General features: G+C 68.3%; 23 protein-coding genes. 20 read left to right on the top strand and 3 right to left on the bottom strand.

The window, feature by feature from the left end; genetic code table 11:
* Positions 1-112 precede the first annotated feature (112 nt).
* Positions 113-1,123, top strand: coding sequence for an IS5 family transposase (locus U1F38_RS03130; protein WP_409985509.1), 1,011 nt, complete (start codon positions 113-115; stop codon positions 1,121-1,123).
* Positions 1,124-1,984: 861 nt separating this feature from the next.
* Here the strand turns inward: U1F38_RS03130 and U1F38_RS03135 are convergent.
* Together U1F38_RS03135 and U1F38_RS03140 are read right to left on the bottom strand one after the other, a co-directional pair.
* Positions 1,985-2,305, bottom strand: a complete 321-nt coding sequence (locus tag U1F38_RS03135) for a hypothetical protein (protein WP_409985582.1) — start codon at positions 2,303-2,305, stop codon at positions 1,985-1,987.
* 19 nt (positions 2,306-2,324) lie between these two features.
* Positions 2,325-4,013 (bottom strand): NAD(P)H-hydrate dehydratase, encoded by a 1,689-nt coding sequence (locus U1F38_RS03140; RefSeq protein ID WP_409985583.1) that lies wholly within the window; start codon positions 4,011-4,013, stop codon positions 2,325-2,327.
* Between the two features lie 250 nt (positions 4,014-4,263).
* Here U1F38_RS03140 and U1F38_RS03145 point away from each other — a divergent pair, with 250 nt between their 5' ends.
* Positions 4,264-5,406, top strand: coding sequence for an IS110 family transposase (locus tag U1F38_RS03145; RefSeq protein WP_409985584.1), 1,143 nt, complete (start codon positions 4,264-4,266; stop codon positions 5,404-5,406).
* Positions 5,407-5,909: 503 nt separating this feature from the next.
* Here U1F38_RS03145 and U1F38_RS03150 read toward each other — a convergent pair.
* The gene (locus U1F38_RS03150) at positions 5,910-7,160 is read right to left on the bottom strand and encodes a D-amino acid dehydrogenase (protein ID WP_409985585.1); all 1,251 of its coding nucleotides are present in this window, start codon (positions 7,158-7,160) and stop codon (positions 5,910-5,912) included.
* Positions 7,161-7,345: 185 nt separating this feature from the next.
* On the opposite strand from U1F38_RS03150, the gene rpsB reads away from it, so the two are divergent.
* From rpsB to carA, 18 genes are all read left to right on the top strand, one after another.
* Complete coding sequence (gene rpsB / locus U1F38_RS03155; RefSeq protein WP_409985586.1) at positions 7,346-8,098, top strand: 30S ribosomal protein S2; 753 nt, start codon at positions 7,346-7,348, stop codon at positions 8,096-8,098.
* A gap of 110 nt (positions 8,099-8,208) precedes the next feature.
* Complete coding sequence (gene tsf, locus U1F38_RS03160) at positions 8,209-9,102, top strand: translation elongation factor Ts (protein WP_409985587.1); 894 nt, start codon at positions 8,209-8,211, stop codon at positions 9,100-9,102.
* A 107-nt stretch (positions 9,103-9,209) separates the two neighbouring features.
* Positions 9,210-9,932, top strand: a complete 723-nt coding sequence (gene pyrH / locus U1F38_RS03165; protein WP_409985588.1) for a UMP kinase — start codon at positions 9,210-9,212, stop codon at positions 9,930-9,932.
* Between the two features lie 30 nt (positions 9,933-9,962).
* Entirely contained in the window at positions 9,963-10,523 is a 561-nt protein-coding gene (gene frr, locus U1F38_RS03170; RefSeq protein WP_409985589.1) for a ribosome recycling factor, read from the top strand.
* Between the two features lie 149 nt (positions 10,524-10,672).
* Positions 10,673-11,413, top strand: coding sequence for a polyprenyl diphosphate synthase (uppS, locus tag U1F38_RS03175; protein ID WP_409985590.1), 741 nt, complete (start codon positions 10,673-10,675; stop codon positions 11,411-11,413).
* A 10-nt stretch (positions 11,414-11,423) separates the two neighbouring features.
* A complete protein-coding gene (locus tag U1F38_RS03180; protein WP_409985591.1) occupies positions 11,424-12,287 on the top strand; it encodes a phosphatidate cytidylyltransferase in 864 nt (287 codons plus the stop codon).
* On the top strand, positions 12,284-13,477 hold the full coding sequence (gene ispC / locus U1F38_RS03185) for a 1-deoxy-D-xylulose-5-phosphate reductoisomerase (RefSeq protein ID WP_409985592.1): 1,194 nt from the start codon (positions 12,284-12,286) through the stop codon (positions 13,475-13,477). Before U1F38_RS03180 ends, ispC begins: the two co-directional genes overlap by 4 nt.
* 49 nt (positions 13,478-13,526) lie before the next feature.
* Positions 13,527-14,906: an RIP metalloprotease RseP gene (gene rseP / locus U1F38_RS03190; protein ID WP_409985593.1), complete on the top strand. Its 1,380-nt coding sequence runs from the start codon at positions 13,527-13,529 to the stop codon at positions 14,904-14,906.
* 61 nt (positions 14,907-14,967) lie between these two features.
* Positions 14,968-17,265: an outer membrane protein assembly factor BamA gene (gene bamA, locus U1F38_RS03195; protein WP_409985594.1), complete on the top strand. Its 2,298-nt coding sequence runs from the start codon at positions 14,968-14,970 to the stop codon at positions 17,263-17,265.
* A complete protein-coding gene (locus tag U1F38_RS03200; RefSeq protein WP_409985595.1) occupies positions 17,265-17,780 on the top strand; it encodes an OmpH family outer membrane protein in 516 nt (171 codons plus the stop codon). Before bamA ends, U1F38_RS03200 begins: the two co-directional genes overlap by 1 nt.
* A 44-nt stretch (positions 17,781-17,824) precedes the next feature.
* Positions 17,825-18,811 (top strand): UDP-3-O-(3-hydroxymyristoyl)glucosamine N-acyltransferase, encoded by a 987-nt coding sequence (gene lpxD, locus U1F38_RS03205; protein WP_409985596.1) that lies wholly within the window; start codon positions 17,825-17,827, stop codon positions 18,809-18,811.
* A gap of 59 nt (positions 18,812-18,870) precedes the next feature.
* Complete coding sequence (gene fabZ, locus U1F38_RS03210) at positions 18,871-19,314, top strand: 3-hydroxyacyl-ACP dehydratase FabZ (RefSeq protein WP_409985597.1); 444 nt, start codon at positions 18,871-18,873, stop codon at positions 19,312-19,314.
* 186 nt (positions 19,315-19,500) lie between these two features.
* On the top strand, positions 19,501-20,289 hold the full coding sequence (gene lpxA, locus U1F38_RS03215; RefSeq protein WP_409985794.1) for an acyl-ACP--UDP-N-acetylglucosamine O-acyltransferase: 789 nt from the start codon (positions 19,501-19,503) through the stop codon (positions 20,287-20,289).
* Between the two features lie 59 nt (positions 20,290-20,348).
* Positions 20,349-21,134, top strand: a complete 786-nt coding sequence (locus U1F38_RS03220) for an alpha/beta fold hydrolase (RefSeq protein ID WP_409985598.1) — start codon at positions 20,349-20,351, stop codon at positions 21,132-21,134.
* Positions 21,131-22,339: a lipid-A-disaccharide synthase gene (gene lpxB / locus U1F38_RS03225; RefSeq protein WP_409985599.1), complete on the top strand. Its 1,209-nt coding sequence runs from the start codon at positions 21,131-21,133 to the stop codon at positions 22,337-22,339. The genes U1F38_RS03220 and lpxB overlap by 4 nt, the downstream gene beginning before the upstream one ends.
* Positions 22,311-22,946 carry a ribonuclease HII gene (rnhB, locus tag U1F38_RS03230; protein WP_409985600.1) on the top strand — a complete coding sequence of 212 codons (636 nt, stop codon included), beginning with the start codon at positions 22,311-22,313 and terminating at the stop codon, positions 22,944-22,946. Before lpxB ends, rnhB begins: the two co-directional genes overlap by 29 nt.
* Positions 22,943-23,725, top strand: coding sequence for a TrmH family RNA methyltransferase (locus U1F38_RS03235; protein WP_409985601.1), 783 nt, complete (start codon positions 22,943-22,945; stop codon positions 23,723-23,725). Before rnhB ends, U1F38_RS03235 begins: the two co-directional genes overlap by 4 nt.
* Before the next feature lie 179 nt (positions 23,726-23,904).
* On the top strand, positions 23,905-25,080 hold the full coding sequence (gene carA / locus U1F38_RS03240) for a glutamine-hydrolyzing carbamoyl-phosphate synthase small subunit (RefSeq protein WP_409985602.1): 1,176 nt from the start codon (positions 23,905-23,907) through the stop codon (positions 25,078-25,080).
* Positions 25,081-25,085: the final 5 nt, after the last annotated feature.

The following is a 25,085-nucleotide window of genomic DNA, read 5'->3' on the forward strand; positions in this document are numbered from 1 at the left end:
GGAAAATGGAGCGGTGCGAGGAAGTGGTTTTAATGATTTTTGTTAGGGAAACGCTGATTTATTCGGGCCAACCCCGATGGTCGATTGCTGCGTTTGCTACTAAACTCGGAGCATGAAACAAGTCAGCTTTGCCAGCTTGGAGTATGCAGGCAAGAAGCGCGTGACGCGCCGCGAGAAGTTCTTGGGCCAGATGCAGAAGGTGGTGCCCTGGCAGCGCCTGCTGGCCCTCATTGAGCCGCACTACCCCAGCAGTGGCCGCGTTGGCCGCCCGCCCATCGGCCTTGAGCGCATGCTGCGCATGTACTTCGTGCAGCAGTGGTACGCGCTCAGCGATGAGGCGCTGGAAGATGCGCTGTACGACAGCTGCGCCATGCGCGAGTTTGTGGGTATCGACTTGGCGCGCGAGAGCGCACCCGATGCCACCACGCTGCTCAAGTTCCGCCGCCTGCTCGAGCAGCGCGAGCTGGGCAAGGCGATCTTCGAGCAGATCAACCAGCACCTGAGCGAGCAAGGCCTGCTCATGCGTGAGGGAACGATGATTGACGCCACCATCATCGCCGCACCGAGTTCCACCAAGAACAAGGATGGCCAGCGCGATCCCGAGATGCACCAGACCAAGAAGGGCAATCAGTGGCACTTCGGGTTGAAGGCGCATATCGGGGCCGACTCTGACTCGGGTGCAGTGCACAGCATCCATGTCACCGCAGCCAACGAGTCGGACGTGGCCAACGCTCACCACCTGCTGCACGGTCAGGAAAGCGATGTACACGCCGATGCAGGCTTCACGGGCGTTGAAAAGCGCGAGGAGGTCAAAGCGGCGCAAGATGAGGGACGCATCAAAGCGGACGTCAACTGGCACGTCGCGGAGCGCCGTCACAAGATCAAGGCCATGCCCGAGGGCTTGACCAAGCAGTTGAAGCAGGCGCTGGAGCGGGTGAAGGCGCAGATTCGCGCGCGCATCGAGCATCCGTTTCACGTGGTCAAGAACCTCTTTGGCCACAAGAAGCTGCGCTATCGTGGCTTGGCCAAGAACGCGAGCCAACTGAACGTGATGTTCGCGTTGGCCAACCTGGTGTTGCTCAAGATGCCGCTATTGCAGTTGCAAGGCACAGGTGCGCCTTGAAAGCGCAAACGGGGCTTCAAAGAGGCCGAAAAGGCAAAAACAAGGCTTGAAAACAGCCCGAGTCGCAAACCGCAAGCCGCATCATGAAACGAAGGATGCAAATTCTGATGGCCGAGCTTTCGGCGGCCATTGTTCAGTGGTTCCTTAGGTCGCTTGGCGTGAGCTTTATTCGGTAATCGTATTGTCCTTTGGTTCCCATTCCATCTGCATCTTTGATTATTAATATTATATTTCCAGTGTTCTCTTCAATGCTAATTTCCGGAGATCGATCCGTGAATGCGGTAGTTCTAATCTCCTTGCGGTTAGCTCCGATATGGCTTAATTCCATACGCATCTCCTGAGTAATCTAACTGATATTAGACGACTGCCTGCTGACCCCAGTCAGTCGGATAAACAATTTCGGCATCTTGAGATTCATAGCCGAACCCCTGTTCATTGCTATTTATCAAACCTAAAATTTTCCGGACGAACGCCTGCCGACAACAAAAAGACCACACCCGAAGTCGAGCGAGTCCGTGCTTGCCGACCAAGGCGACCGGGTCGAACTTGACAGCTCGGCGGGAGGGCGGTTCGATGTTTCTGCTTGTATCACATTCGACTGACTGGTCGAGTGATGGCCGGTCAATGTTGTGACTTTTGACTCGCATGTCGGACCGGTGGATGCGGGTTCAGGCACCTTCGCGTGGCATGCAGGCGAGATGGTCTGCGGCTTTGCGATCGCCGAGTTGCCGCCCTGGCGGTGTCTTGTCGGCGCGCAAGCCGATGGGCCGGCGATAGCGCCTGCGCCTGGCGGTATTGGGCAGCCCGAAGCCGATGCCTGACGGCCGCGCGCGAGTGGCCACTCGGTGCGCCGCGCCGCCCTCAAAGCGCGGCGATGCGCCGAATGCGCTCCAGCCGGTCGTCGGACAGGCCGTGCAACTCGCTGTCCTCGATGCGGCCTTCGCGCAGCAGGCGGGCGAAGACGAACTCCAGCACCGAATAGCGGTAGTCGTACTTGGCGTTGATGTCGCGGCCGGCCTTGGACAGGTAGGTCTCGACGGCCCACATGTCTTGCGGCTGGCTCGCCGCGGCGGCGCGGCGCTTGAACTCGGCCATGACCTGCGCCAGCTCGCGCTCCAGGGCGGCGTCGTAGATGCGGCGCGCCGCACGCTTTTCGGCGTGGGTCCAGGTGTCTGCGCTCATGTCGGTCGCCTCGTGCGGGTCAAGGGCTTGGGGTGGGTGTGCTGGGCGGCGCCAGCGCTGCACCGGCACGCACTGCCAAGACGCCGGCGGTGAGCCTGCTTGCTGCGGGCCAACCATCCGCTGCCCACCCATGCCAGTACACCGCCGCGCTGGCGGCATTGGGCGCGGCGCGCCCGGCGGCCAGATGCGCGCCGATCAGGCCGGCCAGCACGTCGCCGGTGCCGGCGGTGGCCAGCAGGGCGTTGCCGGTGGGGTTGATGACGGGCGCCTGCCCGGGCGTGGCGATGACGCTGCCCGAGCCCTTGAGAACCACGGTGCAGGCAAAGCGCTGGGCCAGGGTGGTGGCGGCGCGCAGGCGGCCCTGCTGCACCTGGGCCGAGGTGGCGCCCAGCAGGCGCGCGGCTTCCAGCGGGTGGGGCGTCAGCACGGTGGTTTGGCCGGCCGTGGCGCGCTGGCGCAGCGCGGTTTGCAGGGCCGGGTCGGCGGCGATGACGTTGAGGGCGTCGGCGTCCAGCACCAGACGCGGCGCGGCGCGCAGCACGGCGGGCAGTCGGCTGGCCACGGCGTCGCCGCCGCCACAGCCGCAGACGACGGTGAGGGCGTCCAGTTCGAGCCGATCGAAGCGGCGCAGCATCAGCTCGGGCTGGGTGGGGATGTGGGTGATGTCGCCCTCGTCCAGCAGGCTGACCAGCACGCGGCCGGCGCCCCCGTGCAGCGCGGCGCTGGCGGCCAGCAGCGCGGCGCCGGTCATGCCCATGCCGCGCGCGGCCAGGCCCTCGCCGCCGACGATGGCGACGTCGCCAAAGCTGCCCTTGTGGCTGGCGTGCGGGCGCGGTGCGGCATGCGGCGCGGCGTTGAGCCAGGCGCTGGGCGGCTCGGCGGCGTGCAGGGTGGCCGACACGCCCAGGTCGTCGAACCAGAGCGTGCCGCAGGCGTCGCGGCCGTGGGCGGTGAACAGGCCGGGCTTGAGGGTGAGCAGGCTGAGGGTGTGGCGCGCGGCTGGGACTTGATGGGCCCTTTGCGGGTGGATGCGCTGCTGGCCCTCACCCCTGCCCTCTCCCAGAGGGAGAGGGAGCAAAACCCGCGCCTCTGATTGCTCGGGTGTGCTGCGTTTCAAGTCATTCTGGCTTCTGGCACTTGCTGGATCGGCGCTGGCAGCTATCGAATCGGTAGTAACCGGGGCTTGCAGCCAGCCGCTGTCGGCGTCCAGCCCGGTGGGCACATCGACCGCCAGCGCGGGCGCGGGGCCGGCGTGCATGTGCTTCAGCCAGTCGGCCATGCGGCCGGCCGGCGCGCGGGTGGCGCCGATGCCCAGCAGGGCGTCGATGGCCAGGTCTTGCGGGCCCAGGTCGGCGGGCGGCTGGTCGGCAAAGGCCACGCCGGCCTGCACGGCGCGCTGCCACGAGGCGCGGGCGTCATCGGGTGCGGTGTCGGGCGTGCCCAGCCAGGTCACGACGGGGTTCAGGCCCCAGGCGTGCAGGTGCAAGGCGGCCTCCAGCCCGTCGCCGCCGTTGTTGCCGGGACCGGCGGCGATCCACACGCGCCGCGCGTGCGGCGCCAGCGCCAGCGCCAGGCGCGCAGTGGCCAGGCCGGCGCGCTGCATCAGCGTGTGCGGGGGCAGGGCGTTGGCCGCGGCCTGCTCGATGCGGCGGGTGGCGGCCGTGTCATGCAGCGGCCAACGCGGGCCGGGGTGGATGGCGTGGGGCATGACTGGCATTGTGCGCTGCCCCGTGGGTCGGGTTGAGCAACGAAAACCCGACGCGTGATCTCGCAGTGCCCGGCAGCGGGTGGCCGCGAATGTCGGGTTACGCTTCGCTTACCCGACCTACAACTCTGCGACGACGACTTCCGCGAACGCACCCAACGGCGCCCCGTAGATCCTATGACTGGGGGTGTAGGCCGATTGCGAAGTAATCCTTAGCATGGAGTTTCGACCAACCAAACCAGGAGCTACCGAAATGCAACCGACCCACACATTCAATGTTACGTCCGGCTTGGCGTTGTCTCTCGAACTTAGCAGCGGCAGCTGGAAGATTGCCGCCTCCGACGGCTGCCGGGAGAAGCCGGCGCTGCATGGGGCAGAGGCCAAGGCGCCTTGGGAGCGCCTGCAGCAAGTGCTGCAACGCATCGAGCAGCTCAAGGCGAAATGGCAGCTGCCGGCCGGCTCTGAGGTCTATGCGGTGTACGAAGCCGGCCAGGACGCGTTCTGGATCGCCCGTGCCCTGCAGGCGGCGGGCATCAAGGTGTTCGTGGTGGATCCAGCCAGCATCCCGGTGGCGCGCCACGCCCGGCGAGCCAAGACGGACCGGCTCGATGCGCTGACGCTGCTGGAGTGCCTGTTCGGCTGGCTGCGAGGAGAGCGCCAGCGCATGCATGTCGTGCGCATTCCCTCGCAAGAAGCCGAAGCGCAGCGCCAGCTGATACGCGATCGTGGCGAGCTGCAAAAGGAGATCGTGCAGCACCGCGACCGCATCAGGAAGCTGCTGCGCACAGTGGGCTGCTGGGAAGATGTGCAGGCACACTTGCAGGCGCGCTTGGACGGCGGGAAACTGCGATGCTGGGACGGCCAAGTGTTGCCCGAGCCACTGCGTGAGCGGCTGGCGCGCGAATGCGAGCGGCTGGTGCTGGCGCAGCAGCAACTGGCCGCGCTCGAAGAGCAACTGCGCCGCCAACTGCCCGCACCGCTGCAGCAGCGCATCGAGCAACTGGCGCGCTTGAAGGGCGTGGGCTGGATCGGTGCGATGCGGCTGGTGATCGAGCTGTTCTGGCGCCAGTTCCACAACCGACGGCAGGTGGGCTCCTGTATCGGCTTGGTGGCACAACCTTATGACAGCGGCGCCTCAAGGGTGGATCAGGGCATCAGCAAGCAGGGTAACCGCAAGGTGCGGGCGCTGCTGATCGAGATGGCCTGGATGTGGCTGCGCTACCAGAGCGAGAGCGCGATTGCCCGATGGTTTGCCATGCGCACGGCAGGCAATGCGGCCAACAAGAGGGGCAAGCGCATCGCCATCGTGGCAGTGGCCCGGCGGCTGGCCATTGCCCTGTGGCGCTACATCGAGCAAGGCGTCATGCCCGAGGGCGCGAAGCTCAAGAGCGTCTGAGAAAAGCACACCAACGGCCCGAACAGCCCGTCGTCAGGAAAGGAGGAACACAGAGGATCAGTCGAGCATTCGCAGCCTGGAAGTCGAGCACGCCCGTTACCCAACCTGGTCGCCCGGCGAGGCGACCGACCCTAGTAGATGGGGTTTGCTCCAATCGAGGTCACCTTGAGCGCAACGCGCATGCAGGATTCGGTTGGTCAAAAACCAACGGATAGAAGGTGGTGAGACGTTCAGTCCACGTACAAGAGACCGAGAGCTTCGATGTGACGCGAACCAACTGCTGATCACTGTCCCAGGATGAAACGCAAAAAGCCTTGACAGCCTCGGAGAGGTCATAGAAGGTCGGGTTGAGGAACGAAAACCCGACGTGTGATCTCGCAATGCCCGGCAGGCGGTGGCCCCGAGCGTCGGGTTACGCTTCGCGAACCCGACCTACAACTCGCGTCCGGCGATCTGGTCAGCCCCGTAGGTCGGGTTGAGGAACGAAAACCCGACGTGCGCCTTCAGCGCGCCCGATAGCGCTCGATGCCGTAGCCTTCGGCGTCGATGGCCGGCTCGCGCCCGGCGATCTGGTCGGCCAGCACGCGCGCCGAGCCGCAGGCCAGCGCCCAGCCACTGGAGCCATGCCCCAGGTTGAGCCACACGCCCGGCACGCCGCTGGCGCCCAGCACGGGCGGGCCGTCGGGCAGCATGGGGCGCGCGCCTTTCCACACCTGCACGCCGCGCGACAGGCGGGCCGCGCCGGGAAACCAGTCGTCCAGCACCTTGTAGAGCGTCTGCATGGCGCGGGCGTTGATGGCGTCGGGCCGCCCGCCGATCTCGGCCGAGCCGGCCACGCGCACGCGCTGGCCCAGGCGCGAGATGGCGACCTTGTAGCGCTCGTCCATCACGCCGCTGCGCGGGCCGATGACGGGCTCGGGCATGTGCGCGCTGACCGAGTAGCCGTATACCGGACGCAGCGGCACGTGCAGGCCCAGCGGCGCCAGCCAGGCGCCCGACTGCACGCCGGCGCACAGCACCACGGCGTCGAAGCGCTGGCTGCCGCCGTCCCACTGCAGCGTGGTGGGCGCCGCGGCGCCGGGCGCGTGCACCGTGGTGTCGAAGCGAAACTGCGCGCCCAGCGTCTGCGCGGCGTCGCGCAGGATGACGGCGAACTGGCGGCAGTTGCCCACTTCGTCCTGCGGCAGGTGGATGGCACCGAGCAGCGGGGTGTCGGGCTTGAGCGCCGGCTCGATGGCGCGCGCCTGCTCGCCGCTGACTTCGTGAAACACCACGCCGGCCTCGCGCAGCACCGCCAGCCCCGGCTGCACGATGCGTTGCTCCTTTTCGCCGCGCAGCAGCACCAGGTAACCCTGGCTGCGCTCGAATTCGTACTCCATGCGCGCGGCCACCTCGTGCAGGCGCTGGCGGCTGTAGAAAGCCAGGCGCTGCAACTGCGCGCGGTTGGCGGCGTAGGTGCCGGCATCGCAGGCGCGCAGCCAGCGGCGCATCCAGCCCAGGTCGGCCATGGCCAGCGGCCGCGCCACGCGCACCGGGGCGTGGCGCGCCAGCAGGTGGCCGATGACCTTGCCCGGCATGCCCGGCGCGGCCCAGGGCGTGACGTAGCCGGGCGCCAGCACGCCGGCGTTGGCAAAGCTGGCGCCCTCGGCCACGCTGGCGTGGCGCTCGAACACGGTGACCTGGTGGCCATCAAAGGCCAGTTCGTACGCGGTGGCGACGCCGACGATGCCGGCGCCGAGGATGGCGATGTTCATGGGGCGGCCGGGCGCGGGTTCGCGCGTGCTAAAATCCTTGGGTTTTGCAGTTCGCTGGGCACATCGCCTGGTGCGGCAAAACAAATCGCAAACCGGCCCTCACGAGGTGTCGCCCCGGCCTGAAACACGGCGCCAGGGGCGATGAGCGGGCCGGATTTTAGACCCAACCTTGCAAAGGTATTCTCATGTCCGTCACCATGCGTGAAATGCTGGAAGCCGGTGTCCACTTTGGCCACCAGACGCGCTTCTGGAACCCCAAGATGGCCCCGTATATCTTCGGCCATCGCAACAAGATCCACATCATCAACCTGGAAAAATCGCTGCCGATGTTCCAGGACGCGCAAAAGTTTGCGCGCCAGCTGGCCGCCAACCGCGGCACCGTGCTGTTCGTGGGCACCAAGCGCCAGGCGCGCGAGATCGTGGCCGAGGAGGCCCGCCGCGCCGGCATGCCCTATGTCGACCAGCGCTGGCTGGGCGGCATGCTGACCAACTTCAAGACCGTCAAGACCTCCATCAAGCGCCTGAAGGACATGAAGGCCCAGCAGGAAGTCGGCCTGGAGTCGATGAGCAAGAAGGAGCAGCTCATGTTCACGCGCGAGATCGAAAAGCTCGAGCGCGACATCGGCGGCATCCAGGACATGGCCGCGCTGCCCGACGCCATCTTCGTGATCGACGTGGGCTACCACAAGATCGCCATTTCCGAGGCGCAAAAGCTGGGCATCCCGCTGATCGGCGTGGTGGACTCCAACCACAACCCGGTGGGCATCGACTACGTCATTCCCGGCAACGACGACTCGTCCAAGGCCGTCACGCTGTACGCCCGCGGCATGGCCGACGCCGTGCTCGAAGGCAAGGCCAACGCCGTCAATGACGTGGTCAAGGCCGTGGCCGCCGAAGGCAGCGACGAATTCGTCGAAGTGCAGGACGGCGCCGCCTGATCGCCTTGCCGGCCGCGCCCCGCGGCTGACAGCAAAGGGGGCCACGCAGCCCCTTTTTCAATTTTCCTGCCGCCCTCTGGGGCGGCCCCGAACACACTGGAGAAGCACACATGGCAGCAATCACCGCAAGCATGGTCGCCGAACTGCGCGCCAAGACCGACGCCCCCATGATGGAATGCAAGAAGGCCCTGACCGAGGCCGCCGGCGACATGGCCAAGGCCGAGGAGCTGCTGCGCGTCAAGCTGGGCACCAAGGCCGGCAAGGCCGCCAGCCGCGTCACCGCCGAGGGCGTGATCGCCGCGCACATCGCCGGCACCACCGGCGCGATGCTGGAGGTCAACTGCGAGACCGACTTCGTCACCAAGAACGACATGTTCATCGCCATGGCCAACGCCGCCGCGCGCCTGGTGGCCGAGAAGAACCCCGCCGACATCGCCGCGCTGGGCGCGCTGGCCTATGAGCAGGACGGCTACGGCCCCACGCTGGAAGACGTGCGCAAGGGCCTGATCGGCAAGATCGGCGAGAACATGAGCTTTCGCCGCTTCGTGCGCAAGGCCGGCGGCGGCCAGCTGACCAGCTATCTGCACGGCACGCGCATCGGCGTGCTGGTCGAATACACGGGCGACGAAGCCGCCGCGCGCGACGTGGCCATGCACGTGGCCGCCATGAAGCCCAAGGCGCTCACCGCCGCCGATGTGCCCGCCGACCTGATCGAGACCGAACGCAACGTGGCCGCGGCCAAGGCCGCCGAGTCGGGCAAGCCGGCCGACATCGCGGCCAAGATGGTCGAGGGCTCGGTGCAGAAGTTCCTGAAGGAAGTCTCGCTGCTGCCCCAGCCCTTCGTGAAGAACGATAAGCAGAGCGTCGAGCAGATGCTGAAAGAAAAGGCCACCCAGGTCAAAGGCTTCACGCTGTACGTGGTGGGCGAGGGCATCGAGAAGAAGGCCGACGACTTTGCCGCCGAAGTGGCCGCCCAGGTGGCCGCCGCCCAGGGCAAGGCCTGATCGGTCCGCTCAACCTGCGGGCGCGTCGCGCAGGCGGCGCGCCTTTTTCACGCCCGCGCGCGTGCCAGACGCTAAACTTGGCGGGTTTACCGCCCGCCAGCCTGCCCATGACCAAAGCCAAACCCGCCCACCAGCGCATTCTGCTCAAACTCTCCGGCGAGGCCCTGATGGGCGATGACGCCTTCGGCATCAACCGGACGACCATCGAGCGCATCGTGGGCGAGATCGCCGAAGTCACGCGCCTGGGCGTGCAGGTGGCGGTGGTGATTGGCGGGGGCAACATCTTTCGCGGCGTGGCCGGCGGCTCGGCCGGCATGGACCGCGCCACCGCCGACTACATGGGCATGCTGGCCACGGTGATGAACGCGCTGGCGCTGGCCGACGCGATGAACCACCAGGGCCTGGTCGCCCGCGTGATGAGCGCGATCGGCATCGAGCAGGTGGTCGAGCCCTACGTGCGGCCCAAGGCGCTGCAATACCTGGAAGAAGGCAAGGTGGTGGTGTTTGCCGCCGGCACCGGCAATCCGTTTTTCACCACCGACACGGCGGCCGCGCTGCGCGGTGCCGAGATCGGCGCCGAGCTGGTGCTCAAAGCCACCAAGGTCGATGGCGTGTACACCGCCGATCCGCACAAGGACAAGTCGGCGACGCGCTACGCCAAGTTGACGTTCGACGAGGCCATGAGCCGCAACCTGGGCATCATGGACGCCACGGCCTTTGCCCTGTGCCGCGACCAGAAGCTGCCGATCCGGGTGTTTTCCATCTTCAAGCCCGGCGCGCTGAAGGCCGTCGTGCTGGGCAGCGACGAGGGCACCCTCGTTCACGCCTGAGACACTCACAGAACCCCGCGGAGCATTGACATGACGATTGCCGACATCAAAAGCCACATGCAGGGCAAGATGGACCAGTCCCTGACGGCCTTCAAGCACAACCTGACCAAGATCCGCACCGGGCGCGCCAACCCGGCGCTGCTGGACACCATCCACGTCGAGTACTACGGCAGCCACGTACCCCTGTCGCAGGTGGCCAACGTGTCCTTGCTCGATGCACGCACCATCAGCGTGCAACCCTGGGAAAAGGGCATGGGCGCCAAGATCGAAAAGGCCATCCGCGAAAGCGATCTGGGCCTGAACCCATCCAACATGGGCGATCTGATCCGCGTGCCCATGCCGCCGATGAGCGAGGAGCGCCGCAAGGAGATGACCAAGGTCGTGCGCGCCGAGGGCGAGCAGTCCAAGATCGCCATCCGCAACCTGCGCCGCGACGCCAACGAGGCCATCAAGAAGCTGGTCAAGGACAAGGAGGCCACCGAGGACGAGCAAAAGCGCGCCGAGGCCGAGATCCAGAAGCTCACCGACAGGCACGTGTCCGACATCGACGCGCTGGTGGCGGGCAAGGAAAAGGAAATCATGGAGGTGTGATCCCCCCTGCGTCGCCTGCGGCGCCTTCCCCCCGAAGGGGGGACGCCGCAAGCGGCCGGGCCAAGCCCGCTCCGCCGCGGCCGCTGGCATGGCCTGCTCCGCGGCCTTCTGACTTTCGGATTGCGCCAACTCTTGAACGGCCTGCCTTCATGGCGAAAGCTCTCTCTATTCCCGCCGTCGTCCCCGCCCACATCGCCATCGTGATGGATGGCAATGGGCGCTGGGCCAAGCGCCGGCTGCTGCCGCGCATCGCGGGGCATCGGCAGGGGGTGGAGTCGCTGCGCCGCTGCATTCGCGCCTGCGCCGAGCGCGGGGTGCGGGTGCTGACGGTGTTTGCGTTTTCGTCCGAGAACTGGAATCGCCCGCCCGACGAGGTGAGCGGGCTGATGGACCTGATGGCCAAGGCACTGGGACGCGAGGTGCCCGAGCTGCAAAAAAACGGCGTGCGCCTGCGCTTCGTGGGCGAGCGGCGCGGCCTGTCCGAGCGCATGCAGCAGGGCTTGCTGCAGGCCGAGGCGGCGACGGCGGCGGGCGCCGGCTTGCAGCTCAACGTCTGCTTCAACTACGGCGGGCGCTGGGACATCGCCCAGGCCGCGGCGGCGCTGGCCGTGCGCGGCGAGCCGATCACCGAGACGAGCCTGGACCGCGCCATGGCGCTGGCCCATGTGCCCGACCCCGACCTCCTGATCCGCACCGGCGGCGAGCAGCGCATCAGCAACTTCCTGCTGTGGCAGGCCGCCTACAGCGAGCTGGTCTTCAGCGATCGGCTGTGGCCCGACTTCGACGAAGCGGCGCTGGACGAGGCCATGGCCGCCTACGCCGCGCGCGAGCGGCGCTTCGGTCAGACCTCCGAGCAGCTGGCGGCCGCACCGCAGGCCGCGGTGGGGTGACGGGCGCCGCATGCTGCTGACCCGAATCATCACTGCGCTGGTGCTGCTGGCGGTGCTGCTGCCGGCCCTGTTTGCCGCCTCGCCCGTGCCTTTCATCGCGCTCACGCTGCTGTTCATTGCCGCGGCGGCCTGGGAATGGGCGCGCCTGAACGGCGTGGCCGGAACCGGCGCGCTGGCCACGGGGGTGCTGTGCGCCGTGCTGTGCGCCGGCCTGTGGGGTGCGGGCGCCGTCGAATCGGCCTTGCCGGTGCTGTGGATCGCTGTCGGCGTGGCCTGGGTGCTGGGCGGCATCTGGCTGCTGGGGCGCGGGGTGCCCGCCTGGGGCCGGCTGGCACGCGCGCTGCGCTGGGTGCTGGGCCTGGCCATGCTGTGCGCGGCCTGGCTGGCGCTGGCGCAGGCGCGGCGCGTGGGCATCAACTTTTTGCTGTCGGTGCTGGTGCTGGTGTGGGCCGCCGACATCTTTGCCTACTTTGCCGGCCGCGCGCTGGGCGGGCGCTTCACGCGCGGGCGCAAGCTGGCGCCCAGCATCAGCCCCGGCAAGAGCTGGGAAGGCGTGTGGGGCGGCATGCTGGGCGTGCTGGCGGTGGGCGCGTGCTGGATCACCTGGGATGGCGCGCACGCCGACGCCGCCCCCAGCCTTTATTCGCGCCTGTACGAATTCGGCCTGGCCGGCCTGATCTGGGGCGTGGTCTTCATGGTGGGCATGAGCGTGGCGGGTGACCTGATCGAGTCGCTGGTCAAGCGCAGCGCCGGCCAGAAGGACTCCAGCCAGCTGCTGCCGGGGCATGGCGGCGTGCTGGACCGCATCGACGCGCTGCTGCCCACGCTGCCGCTGGCCATGCTGCTGGTGAGCGTGGTGTCGAGGTTCGCATGACGAGGCAACGCCTGGCGGTGCTGGGCAGCACCGGATCCATCGGCGTCAGCACGCTGGACGTGGTGGCGCGGCATCCCGAGCGCTTCGAGGTGGTGGCCCTCAGCGCCGCCACCCGGGTCGACGCGATGCTGGCGCAATGCGCGCAGTTTCGTCCGCGCGTGGCCGTGATGGCCAGCCCGGCGCACGCGGCCGAGCTGGCCCGAAAATTGAAGGAAAACGGGCTGCCAACGCAGGTGGAACAAGCGCCGACAGCTCTTGAAACAATAGCATCGTGGTCCGAGGTGGACACCGTCATGGCGGCCATCGTGGGCGCCGCGGGCCTGGCGCCATGCCTGGCGGCAGCGCGCGCCGGCAAGCGCCTGCTGCTGGCCAACAAGGAGGCGCTGGTGGTCGGCGGCGAGGTGTTCCTGCGCGCCGTGCGCGAGGGCGGCGCCACGCTGCTGCCGATCGACAGCGAGCACTCGGCCGTGTTCCAGTCGCTGCCCGAGGCCCGGGCCACCTGGGCCGCGCGCATCGACAAGATCATCCTGACCGCCTCGGGCGGGCCGTTTCGTACCCGCGATCCCCTCAGCTTGCGGGATGTGACGCCCGAGCAGGCCTGTGCCCACCCCAACTGGGTGATGGGGCGCAAGATTTCGGTCGACTCGGCCACCATGATGAACAAGGCGCTGGAGGTGATCGAGGCGCGCTACCTGTTCGGCGTGGCGCCCGAGCAGATCGAGGTGGTGATTCACCCGCAAAGCGTGATTCATTCGATGGTGCAGTACAGGGACAGCTCGGTGGTGGCGCAACTGGGCACGCCCGACATGCGCGTGCCCATCGCCTATGGCCTGGCCTGGCCCGAGCGCATGGCCTCGGGCGCGCCGGTGCTGGACTTTCGCGCCTTGCAGGACCTGAGCTTCGAGGCTATCGACAGCGCGGACCACCGCGCGCGCTACCCCGGCCTGGCGCTGGCCTGGGAAGCCTTGCGCGCCGCACCCGGCACGTGCGCCGTGCTGAACGCCGCCAACGAAGTGGCGGTGGCGGCCTTTCTGGATCGGCGCATCCGCTTCGACCAGATCCACCACGTCAACCGCGCCACGCTGGATGCCGTGCTGCCCGAGCACCCCGATTCGCTGGCGGCGCTGCTGGCGCTGGACGGGCGCGCCCGCGCGCGGGCGGAACTTGCCGTGAAGTCCTGCGCTCCATGACCGAGCGCCGGGCCGCCGTGCGCACCGCGGCAGGAGGACAATACACGCCATGCTCACCACGCTGATCGCCTTCGTCGTTGCCCTGGCGATCCTGATCGCCGTCCACGAGTGGGGCCACTACCGCATGGCCGTGGCCTGCGGCGTGAAGGTGCTGCGCTTTTCGATCGGCTTCGGGCCGACGCTGCTGCGCTACAAACCCCGCCGGCAGCACCCCGGCCAGGACACCGAATTCGTCATTGCCGCCATCCCGCTGGGCGGCTACGTGAAGATGCTGGACGAGCGCGAGGGCGATGTGGCGCCCGAGGAGCGCCACCTGGCCTTCAACACCCAGCCGCTCAAGTCGCGCGCGCTGGTGGTGGCCGCCGGGCCGGTGGCCAACCTGGTGCTGGCCGTGCTGCTGTATGCGCTGGTGGGCTGGGTCGGCATGCAGGAGCCGCGCGCCGTGCTGGCGCCGCCGGTGGCGGGCTCGCTGGCAGCCAAGGCCGGGCTGCAAGGCGGCGATCTGATCGAGCGCGGCGCGCTGGCCGGCGATGAGCCGGCGCCGCTGGCCTCCTTCGAGAGCCTGCGCTGGCTGCTGACGCAGGGCGCGCTGGATGGGCAGGACGTGGTCCTGGACGTGGTTGCCGACGCCGGCGCGGGGCGCCATCGCGAGCTGACCCTGCCGCTGTCCTCGCTCAAGCGGCACGACCCCGATGCGAGCCTGTTTCGCGCCATCGGCATCCTGGCGCCGTTGTCGCGCCCGGTCATTGGCGAACTGGTGCCCGGCGGCGCCGCCGAGCGCGCTGGCCTTGCGCCCGGCGATGTGGTGCGCCGCGTGGGCGACACCGTGATCGAGGACGGCCAGCAGCTGCGCGAGCGCATCCGCGCCTCGGCGCGGGACGGCGCGCCGCCGGCGCGCGAGTGGCAGATCGAGCGCGACGGCCAGGTGATCAGCCTGAGCGTGCAACCCGATGCCGTGCAGGAGCAGGGCAAGAGCATCGGCCGCATCGGCGCCATGGTGGGTGGCGCGCCCGAGATGGTGCTGGTGCGCCTGGGTCCGGTGGATGGCCTGTGGGCCGGCGTGACGCGCGTGTGGGAGGTGTCGGCGCTGTCGCTGCGCCTGCTGGGGCGCATGGCGGTGGGCGAGCTGTCGCTGAAAAACCTGAGCGGCCCGATCGCCATTGCCGACTATGCCGGCAAGTCGGCCAGCCTGGGCCTGACGTACTACCTGGCCTTTCTGGCCTTCATCAGCGTCAGTCTGGGCGTGCTCAACCTGCTGCCGATCCCGGTCCTCGATGGGGGGCACCTGATGTATTATCTTTGGGAGGCGGTGACGGGAAAACCGGTCACCGGTGTCTGGCTGGAGCGCCTGCAATACGTGGGCATGGGCTTGCTGCTGACCTTGATGACGGTTGCCATGTTCAACGACGTCGTCAACCGTTGGGGCTGATCGGGTCTTCGTTTTCGTTCTGGTTCGCGGTTGCTTGCCGGCCGCCTGTTGCTTCGCATTCATGAACTTTTCAGCTCACCGCCTGCATCTGCGCACCGTTGCCGCGCTGGTTTCCCTGGCTTTTGCCGCCCAGATGGCCTGGGCCGTTTCACCCTTCACGGTGCGCGACATCCGCGTCGAAGGCCTGCAACGCGTGGAGCCGGGCACGGTGTTTGCATCGCTGCCCGTGCGCATCGGCGACACCTACAACGACGACAAGGGCGCGGCGCTGATCCGCGCGCTGTACGCGCTGGGGCTGTTCTCCGACGTGCGCGTGGAAACCCAGGGCGACGTGCTGGTGGTGGTCGTGCAGGAGCGCCCCACCATCGCCCAGGTGGAGTTCGCCGGCAACAAGGAATTCAACAACGAGGTGCTGCAGGGCGTGCTGCGCGATGCCGGCGTGACCGCCGGGCGCCCCTACGACCGCGCGCTGGCCGATCGCGCCGAGCAGGAGATCAAACGCCAGTACATCAACCGCAGCCTGTACGGCGCCGAGGTGCAGACCACGGTCACCCCCACCGAGCGCAACCAGGTGCGGCTGACGTTCAACATCACCGAAGGGCGTTCGGCGCGCATCAAGGACATCACCATCATCGGCAACCACGCCTTCTCCGAGGGCACGCTGAAGGATTTGTTCGACCTGGACACGGGCGGCTGGCTCGACTGGTACACCAAGAGCAACCAGTACTCGCGCGGCAAGCTCAACGCCGACCTGGAGTCGCTGCGCTCGTACTACCTGGCGCGCGGCTATCTCGACTTCAAGATCGACTCCACCCAGGTGGCGATCTCGCCCGACAAGGAGTCGATCGGCATCACCATCAACATCACCGAGGGTGATCGCTTCGTGGTCTCCGGCGTGTCGATCGACGGCAACCTGCTGGGCCGCGACGACGAGTTCAAGTCGCTCATCACCATCAAGCCCGGCGAGGCCTACAACGCCACCCAGGTGGCCGAGACCACCAAGGCCATCACCGACCACCTGGGCAACTACGGCTACGCCTTCGCGCAGGTCGAGGCGGTGCCCGAGGTCGATCGCGCCAACAACCGCGTGGCCATCGACCTGCGCGTCGAGCCGGGGCGCCGTGCCTATGTGCGCCGCATCAACATCATCGGCAACGCGCGCACCCGCGACGAGGTGATCCGCCGCGAGTTCCGCCAGTACGAGTCGAGCTGGTACGACGCCGAGAAGATCAAGCTCTCGCGCGACCGCGTGGATCGCCTGGGCTATTTCACCGAGCTGTCGGTGGCCACCGCCGACGTGCCTGGCGCGCCAGACCAGGTGGACCTGAACGTCGAGGTCAAGGAAAAGCCCACCGGCAACGTGTCGATCGGCGCTGGCTATTCGTCGGCCGAAAAGCTGTCCCTGACCTTCGGCCTGACGCAGGACAACGTGTTCGGCTCGGGCAACCGGCTCGATTTGCAGCTGAACACCGGCAAGTACAACCGCACCGTGGTGGTCAGCGCGACCGATCCGTACTTCACCGTCAACGGCGTGTCGCGCACCGTGGACGTGTACTACAAGACGCAAAAGCCCTACCAGGACCAGGGCGGCAACTACACCCTGGTCACCATGGGCGCGGGCCTGAAGTTCGGCCTGCCCGTGACCGAGCTCGACACCGTGTACCTGGGCCTGAACGCCGAGCGCACGCGCATCAAGCCCGGCACCAACATTCCGGCCGCCTACCTGGCGTATGCCGAGCGCTTCGGCTATACCAGCGCCGCCTTCCCCTTCACCCTGGGCTGGTCGCGCGACTCGCGCGACAGTGCGCTGGCGCCCACCTCGGGCCGCTACCAGCGCCTGATGGGCGAGCTGGGCCTGTTCGGCGACGCGCGCTATGCCAAGGCCGACTACCAGTATCAGCAGTATGTGCCGCTGTCCAAGTCCTACACGCTGGCCTTCAACGGCGAGGCCGGTTGGGGCAAGGGCCTGGGTGGGCGGCCGTTCCCGGTGTTCAAGAACTTTTACTCCGGCGGCCTGGGCTCGGTGCGCGGCTACGACCAGAACACCCTGGGCCCGCGCGACGTGACCGGCGCCTTCACCGGCGGCACGCGCAAGTTCACGGTCAACACCGAACTGCTCACGCCCTTCCCGGGCGCGGGCAACGACCGCACGCTGCGCCTGTTCGGCTTTGTCGATGCCGGCGCCCTGTACGGCGACGGCGAGAAGATCAGTGCCGACGGCCTGCGCTACTCCACCGGCATCGGCCTGTCCTGGATTTCGCCGCTGGGCCCGCTGCGCTTTGCGCTGGCCTTCCCCTTGCGCAAGCGCCCCGGCGATAGAATCCAGCGTTTCCAATTCCAGATCGGAACCTCGTTTTGATGTCGTTCATTTTTCGTCGGCTGCCCGTTGCCGTGATGGCGGGCGCCTTGCTGTTGGCGCCGGCCGCCTGGGCCCAGGACGCCGCGCGCATCGGCTTTGTCAATACCGACCGCCTGCTGCGTGAAGCGGCGCCTGCCAAGGCCGCGCAAGCCAAGCTGGAGCAGGAGTTTTCCAGGCGCGAGAAGGAAATCGACGACGCGGGTCAGGCGCTCAAGAACGCCTCCGACCGCTTCGAACGCGAGTCCCTGACCATGACCGACAGCCAGCGTCAGGCCAAGCAGCGTCAGCTGATCGACCAGGACCGCGAACTGCAGCGCAAGCGCCGCGAATTCCAGGACGACCTGAACGCGCGCAAGCAGGAAGAGCTGCAGCAGGTGCTGGACCGCGCCAATCGCATCGTGCGCCAGGTGGCCGAGACCGAGAAGTACGACGCCATCTTCCAGGAGGCGGTCTACATCAACCCGCGGCTGGACATCACCGACAAGGTGATCAAGGCGCTCAACGGCGGCAAGTGAGCGGCGCGCGCGCCGCGCCGGCCAGGGTCAAGCAGGAGCCGGTCATGACGCTGCGCATCGGCGCCATCGTCCAAGCCCTTGGCGGCGAGTTGTCGGGTGACGCCGAACGCGTCATCACGCGCCTGGCGCCGCTGGAGCAGGCGCAGGCCGGCGAGCTGAGCTATCTGGTCGACCCGCGGCTGGAGCATCTGCTGCGCTCCACGCAAGCCGGCTGCATCATCGTCGGGCCCGCGCTGGCCGCCGCGGCGCGCCAGCGCGGCGACTGCATCGTCGCCGACAACCCCCACCTGTACTTCGCCCGCGTGACCCAGCTGTGGCGGCGTGCGCATGGCGGCGCACCGCGCCCCGGCGTCCATCCGAGCGCAGTGGTCGAGGAGGGCGCGCACGTCGACCCCAGCGCCAGCATCGGCGCGCTCTGCTTCATCGGGCGCGGGGCGCGCATTGGCGCCGACACGGTGCTCAGGGACCGCGTGACCGTGGGCGAGCACTGCGTCATCGGCGCGCGCTGCCTGCTCCAGAGCGGGGCGGTGATCGGCGGCGATGGTTTTGGCTTTGCCCCCGACGACGGCGCCTGGGTGCGCATCGAGCAGCTGGGCGCCGTGCGCATCGGCGACGACGTGGAGGTCGGCGCCAACACCTGCATCGACCGCGGCGCGCTGGAAGACACGGTGATCGAGGACGGCGTCAAGCTCGACAACCTGATCCAGATCGGCCACAACTGCCACATCGGGCGGCACACGGCCATGGCCGGCTGCGTGGGCGTGGCCGGCAGCGCGCGCATCGGCGCGCATTGCACGGTGGGTGGCGCAGGCATGATCCTGGGACACCTGACGATCGCCGACCACGTGCACATCTCCTCGGCCTCGATCGTCACGCGCTCCATCCTCAAGCCCGGCCACTACACGGGCTTTTTCCCGATCGATGACAACGGCAGCTGGGAGAAAAACGCCGCCGCGCTCAAGCACATCCACGCGCTGCGTGATCGCGTGCGCGCGCTCGAAAAGCGGCTGGCCGGCCCCTCTCATGCGTAGAATGGGCCGTCGCGCGGGCAGCCTCTGCGCCAATAGCTATTAAAAATGCAGCATTCGCCATGATGGACATCCACCGCATTCTCGAGAAACTGCCCCACCGCTACCCCTTCCTGCTGGTCGATCGGGTGCTCGACATCGACTTGCAGGCCAAGACGATCCGCGCCATCAAGAACGTCACGGTCAACGAGCCCTGCTTCACCGGTCACTTCCCGGGCCGCCCGGTCATGCCCGGCGTGCTCATGCTCGAGGCCATGGCCCAGTCCTGCGCGCTGCTGTCCTTCGAGACCGAGGGCGTGTCGCTGGGCGACAACCAGGTGTTCTACTTCGTCGGCATCGACGGCGCGCGCTTCAAGCGCCCGGTCGAGCCGGGCGACCAGCTCGTGCTGCATGCGGCGCTCGACCGCGCGCGCGCCGGCATCTACCGCTTCAACTGCAAGGCCATGGTGGGCGACGAAGTGGCCTGCGAAGCGGCCATCATGTGCACCATGCGCGATGTGATGTGAACACCCCCAGTCTCCACTCGCTGCGCGATGTTTCGCCCACCCCCTTGCAGGGGGCATCGCCACTGGCCGGGGAGACCCCGGCCACGGCGATCGCTGGCCTGGCCTGCTCCGCGGCCTTCGGGCTCTTTGGGTTTCCGGCGCTGCGGGTGACACACAGCGTCATGGGTCACTGAAATGCCGGACCCAGTGCAGCAGATCCATCCCACGGCACTGATCGACCCCAAGGCCGAGCTCCATTCGTCCGTCCAGGTCGGGCCCTATGCCGTCATCGGCCCGCACGTGCGCATCGGCGCCGGCACCACCATCGGCGCGCACTGCGTGATCGAGGGGCATACGTCGATTGGCGCGGAAAACCGCATTTTCCAGTTCGCCAGCATCGGCGCGCCGCCGCAGGACAAGAAATACGCCGGCGAGCCCACGCGGCTGGAGATCGGTCACGGCAACACCATCCGCGAGTTCGTCACCATCAACACCGGCACCGTGCAGGATGCCGGCGTCACCCGCGTGGGCGACGACAACTGGATCATGGCCTACGTGCACATCGCGCACGACTGCGAGCTCGGCAGCCACATCGTGATGGCGAACGCCGCGACGCTGGGTGGCCATGTGCATCTGGGTGACTGGGTGTTTGTCGGCGGCCTCACGGGCATTCATCAGTTCGTGCGCGTCGGCGCCCACGCCATGACCGGGTTTCAGACCCGCCTGGCGCAAGACCTGCCGCCCTTCGTCACCGCCGCCGGCAACCCCGCCGAGGCGCAGGGCATCAACGCCGAGGGCCTGCGCCGACGCGGCTACACGCCCGAGCGCATTGCCATCGTCAAGCAGATGAATCGCCTGCTTTACCGCAAGGGCCTGACGCTGGACGCCGCACGCCAGCAGATCGACGCGCTGCGTGGCGAGGTGCTTGAGGCCGATGCCGACATTGCGCTGATGCAGCAGTTCCTGACCCTGGCCACGCGGGGCATCGTCCGGTGACGCAGGCGGCGGCTGGGGGGTTGGCCGATCGCCTGATCGTCCGTGGAGCCGGCGAGCCCATGGTGCTGGTGCACGGCGCGCTCGCCGACGGGCGCATCTGGCAGCCCGTGGCCGAGCGGCTGGCGCCGCACTTTCAGGTGCATGCCTTCACGCAGCGCTACTTCGGCCCGGCGCAAATGCTGGGCGCGCCGCCCTTGACGCCGGCCTTCGGCTACGAGACCCACGCGCGCGACCTGCAGGCCTTGCTGCACGCGCTGGCGCAGCGCCATGGCACGCCGGCCCACGTGCTGGGCTGGTCCTACGGCGCCGACGTCAGCCTGCTGGCTGCCACCATGGACGGCGCGCCGCCGCTGCGCAGCCTCGTCCTGTACGAGCCGGGCCGCCATCAGCACCTGAGCGATCCCGGGCATCTGCAGCGCTACGCCGAAGATGCGGCGCGCCTGTTCGGTCCGCTGTTTGGCGCCGTGCAGCGCGGCGAACCGCTGGCGCGCTGCGTCGAGTTGCTGGTCGATGGATCGGGAGCTCAGGTCGGCTGCTTTGCCGCGCAGCCGCCGTGGATTCGCCAGATCGAGCTGGACAACGCCGCCACCTTGCCCCATCAACTGCAGCAGCCGGCCAGCCGCGAGGTCACGCGCACCGACCTGCAGCGCCTGGCCTGCCCGGTGGTGCTGGGCCGCGGCGCACGCACGTCCGCGCTGTTTGCCGTGGCCACCGACGGCCTGGCGCAGGCCTTGCCCCAGGCGCGTCACGATGTGCTCGATGGCGCCGGACACCTGCTGCCGCTGGAGCAGCCGCAGCGCTTTGCAGGCTGGGTGCAGGCGGGCATCGCTGCGGTGGCGGCATGAGTGCTGGCCCCCGCTTCGGTGTGGTCGCCGGCGAAAGCTCCGGCGACCTGCTGGCCGGCCACCTGCTGGCCGCGCTGCGTGCGCGCTGGCCCGGCTTGAGCGCGGGAGGCATTGGCGGCGCGCAGATGGCGGCGCAGGGCTTCGACGCCTGGTGGCCGATGGAAAAGCTGGCCGTGCGCGGCTACCTGGAGGTGCTGCCGCGCCTGCCCGAGCTGCTGCGCATCCGCCGCCAGCTGGGCGATCGCCTGATGGCCGAGCGGCCTGACCTGTTCATCGGCGTCGATGCGCCGGACTTCAACTTCGACCTGGAGGCGCGGCTCAGGAGCGCGGGCATCAAGACCCTGCACTTCGTCAGCCCCTCGTTTTGGGCCTGGCGGCCCGAAAAGCTCGTCAAGCTCAAGGCCGCCGCCGACCACGTGCTGTGCCTGTTTCCCTTCGAGCCCGAGCTGCTGGCGGCGCACGGCATTGCCGCGACCTATGTGGGCCACCCGCTGGCCAGCGTCATCGCCATGCAGAGCGACCGCGCGGCCGCGCGGCGCGCGCTGGGCCTGTCGCCGGGCGGCACCGTGGTGGCCTTGCTGCCGGGCAGTCGCACAGCCGAGATCGAGCACCTGGCTTCGCGGTTTTTTCAAGCCGCAGCGCTGATCCAGCAAGCGCAGCCGGCTACACAATTCATAGTCCCTGCGGTGCCACACCTGCTCGGCCGAGTCGAGGCGCTGGCGCGTGCCAGCGGCCTGGGCGCGGCGCTGCACGTACTGCCCGGCCAGTCGCACGCGGCGCTGGCGGCCTGCGACGTGACGCTGATCGCCAGCGGCACCGCCACGCTGGAGGCGGCGCTGTTCAAGCGCCCCATGGTCATTGCCTACGCCATGCCGCGCCTGAGCCATGCGCTGATGCGCCGCAAGCGCCAGCTGCCCTGGGTGGGCCTGCCCAACGTCCTGTGCGCACCGCGCGAGTGGCTGCAGCGGCCCGCGGGCCTGAGCGCGCAGCAGGCCGCCGACCGGCCCGACGCGCCCTTCGTCGTGCCCGAATTGATCCAGGACGCTGCCACGCCGCAGGCGCTGGCTGCCGCGGTGCTGGACTGGCTGGCCGCGCCTGAGAAAATGGCGGCCTTGCAGGCGCGCTTTGCCGCGCTGCACGACGAGTTGCGGCGCGACACCGCGCGCCTGGCCACCGATGCGATCCAAACGCTTCTTGCACGCTGAACAAGCGCCCCTGGACTGGGACGCGCCCGGCTTGGTGGCCGGCGTGGACGAGGCTGGGCGCGGCCCGCTGGCCGGGCCGGTGGTGGCCGCCGCCGTCATCCTCGACCCGCGTCGGCCCATCGCGGGCCTGGCCGACTCCAAGAAGCTCACGGCCCTGCGGCGTGACCGGCTGTTCGACGCGATCTGTGCCAATGCCCTGTGCTGCTCGATCGCCGAAGCCACGACGGAGGAGATCGACCGCCTCAACATCCTGCAGGCCACGCTGCTGGCCATGCAACGCGCCGTTGCCGGCCTGCGCCTGCCGCCCGCCAAGGTGCTGGTCGACGGCAACCGCCTGCCCAGGCTGCCCATGCGCGCCGAGGCCGTGGTGGGCGGCGACGCCATCGTGCCCGCCATCTCGGCGGCCTCCATCCTGGCCAAGGTCACGCGCGACCGCTGGTGCGCCCAGGTCGATGCCCAGTGGCCGCAATACGGCTTTGCGGCGCACAAGGGCTATGGCACGGCGGCGCATCTGGCGGCGCTGCGGGCGCACGGGCCCTGCGTGCTGCATCGGCGCAGCTTCGCGCCGGTGGCGCGGGCGGCGCAACGCGGCGAGGCCGGCGCATGAGCGAACCCCAATTCATTCATTCGCGTGACAACCCCTTGGTCAAGGACTTGAAGCGCCTGGCCCAGGACAGCGGCGCCTACCGCAAGCAGAGCCGCATCTGGGTGGAGGGCGATCACCTGTGCCGAGCGGCGCTGGCGCGTGGCCTGAAGCCGGCGCTGGCCGTGATTGCGCAGTCATACTGGCCGCTGGCCGCGGTGGAACAAGCGCAAGCAGCTACCAAAACAATAGTGATCGACGACGCCCTGATGCACCACATCAGCGGCCTGCCCTCGCCGGCGCCGCTGGCCTTCGTGCTCGACTGGCCCGCCGCGCCCGCCTTGCTGCCCGATGCACCCACCGTGGTGCTCGACCGCGTGCAGGACGCCGGCAACGTGGGCTCCATTTTGCGCAGCGCGGCGGCCTTTGGCTTTGCGCAGGTCGCGGCCATCACCGGCACCGCGCTGCTGGGCTCGCCCAAGGTGCTGCGCGCCGGCATGGGCGCGCACTTCGGGCTGCGGCTGGTGGAGGGGCTGGCGGTGGACGATCTGGCCGCGCTGCGCGTGCCGCTTTTGGTCACCAGCTCGCACCGCGGCGATTTATTGCACCGCGCCACCTTGGCTTGGCCTTGCGCCTGGGTGCTGGGGCACGAAGGGCAGGGCGTCGATGCGGCGATCGAGGCACGTGCCGCCCAGCATGTGCGCATCGCCCAACCGGGCGGCGAGGAGTCGCTGAACGTGGCAGCGGCTGCGGCCATTTGCCTGCATGCCAGCGCGGTGGGCCGGCCGGCCGGAGCGGGCTGAACGGCCGCCTCAAGCAAGGCCGCGCGGGCAGCAGCGACCCGCCGCCGGCTATAATCAAGAGCTTTTCGCAACAGCGTCGCCCGACCGCGTCAAAAGCACCTCCAGCAGTGCCTTCAGCCGTCGCCCGCGCGACGCGCCGCGCACCGGCACGGGCGACCGTCACCAAACGGAGAACCCCAGTGCTTTCTTCCCTGCAGGGGAAATTCCCACCCGCGATCCTGGCCCTTGCAGACGGCAGCGTCTTTGTGGGCCAGGCCATCGGCGCCACCGGCAGCACGGTGGGCGAAGTGGTGTTCAACACCTCCATGACCGGCTATCAGGAAATCCTGACCGATCCCAGCTACTGCCAGCAGCTCGTCACGCTGACCTATCCGCACATCGGCAACACCGGCGTCAATCCCGAGGACGTCGAGTCCGGCAGGGTGCAGGCCGCCGGCCTGATCATTCGCGACCTGCCGCTGCGCTACAGCAACTTTCGCGCCACGCAAGGCCTGTCCGACTACCTGAAGGCCGAAGGCGCGGTGGCCATTGCCGGCATCGACACGCGCCAGCTCACGCGCCTGCTGCGCGACAAGGGCGCGCAAAACGGCTGCATCCTGGCGCTGGCCGCGGGGCAGGCCGCCACGCCCCAGCGCATCGAGCAGGCCCTGGCCGCCGCGCGCGCCGCGCCGCCCATGAACGGGCTGGACCTGGCCAAGGTGGTCAGCACCAAACAGCCCTACGAATGGACGCAGACCGAGTGGACGCTCGGTCAGGGCTACGGCACGCAGATCGCGCCGCGCTTCAAGGTGGTGGCCTACGACTTCGGCGTCAAGCGCAACATCCTGCGCATGCTGGCCAGCCGGGGCTGCCAGATCACCGTGGTGCCGGCGCAAACGCCCGCCGCCGACGTGCTGGCGATGCAGCCTGACGGCGTGTTCCTGTCCAACGGCCCGGGCGACCCCGAGCCCTGCGACTACGCCATCGACGCCACGCGCACGCTGATCGCCAGCGGCAAGCCCGTCTTCGGCATCTGCCTGGGCCACCAGATCATGGCGCTGGCCGTGGGCGCCAAAACCTTCAAGATGGCCAACAGCCACCACGGCGCCAACCACCCGGTGCGCGACCTGGACAGCGGCCGCGTCAGCATCACCAGCCAGAACCACGGCTTTGCGGTGGACCTGAAGACGCTGCCGGGCAACGTGCGCACCACGCACATCAGCCTGTTCGACGGCACCTTGCAGGGCTTCGAGTGCAAGGACCGGCCCGCGTTCTGCTTTCAGGGCCATCCCGAGGCATCCGCCGGCCCGCAAGACATCGACTATCTGTTCGACCGCTTCATCACGCTGATGGAGCAGGGTCGCAAAACTGCCTGATGCCA

Source organism: Ottowia sp. (genome assembly GCF_046348305.1).
Lineage (GTDB): Bacteria > Pseudomonadota > Gammaproteobacteria > Burkholderiales > Burkholderiaceae_C > Ottowia.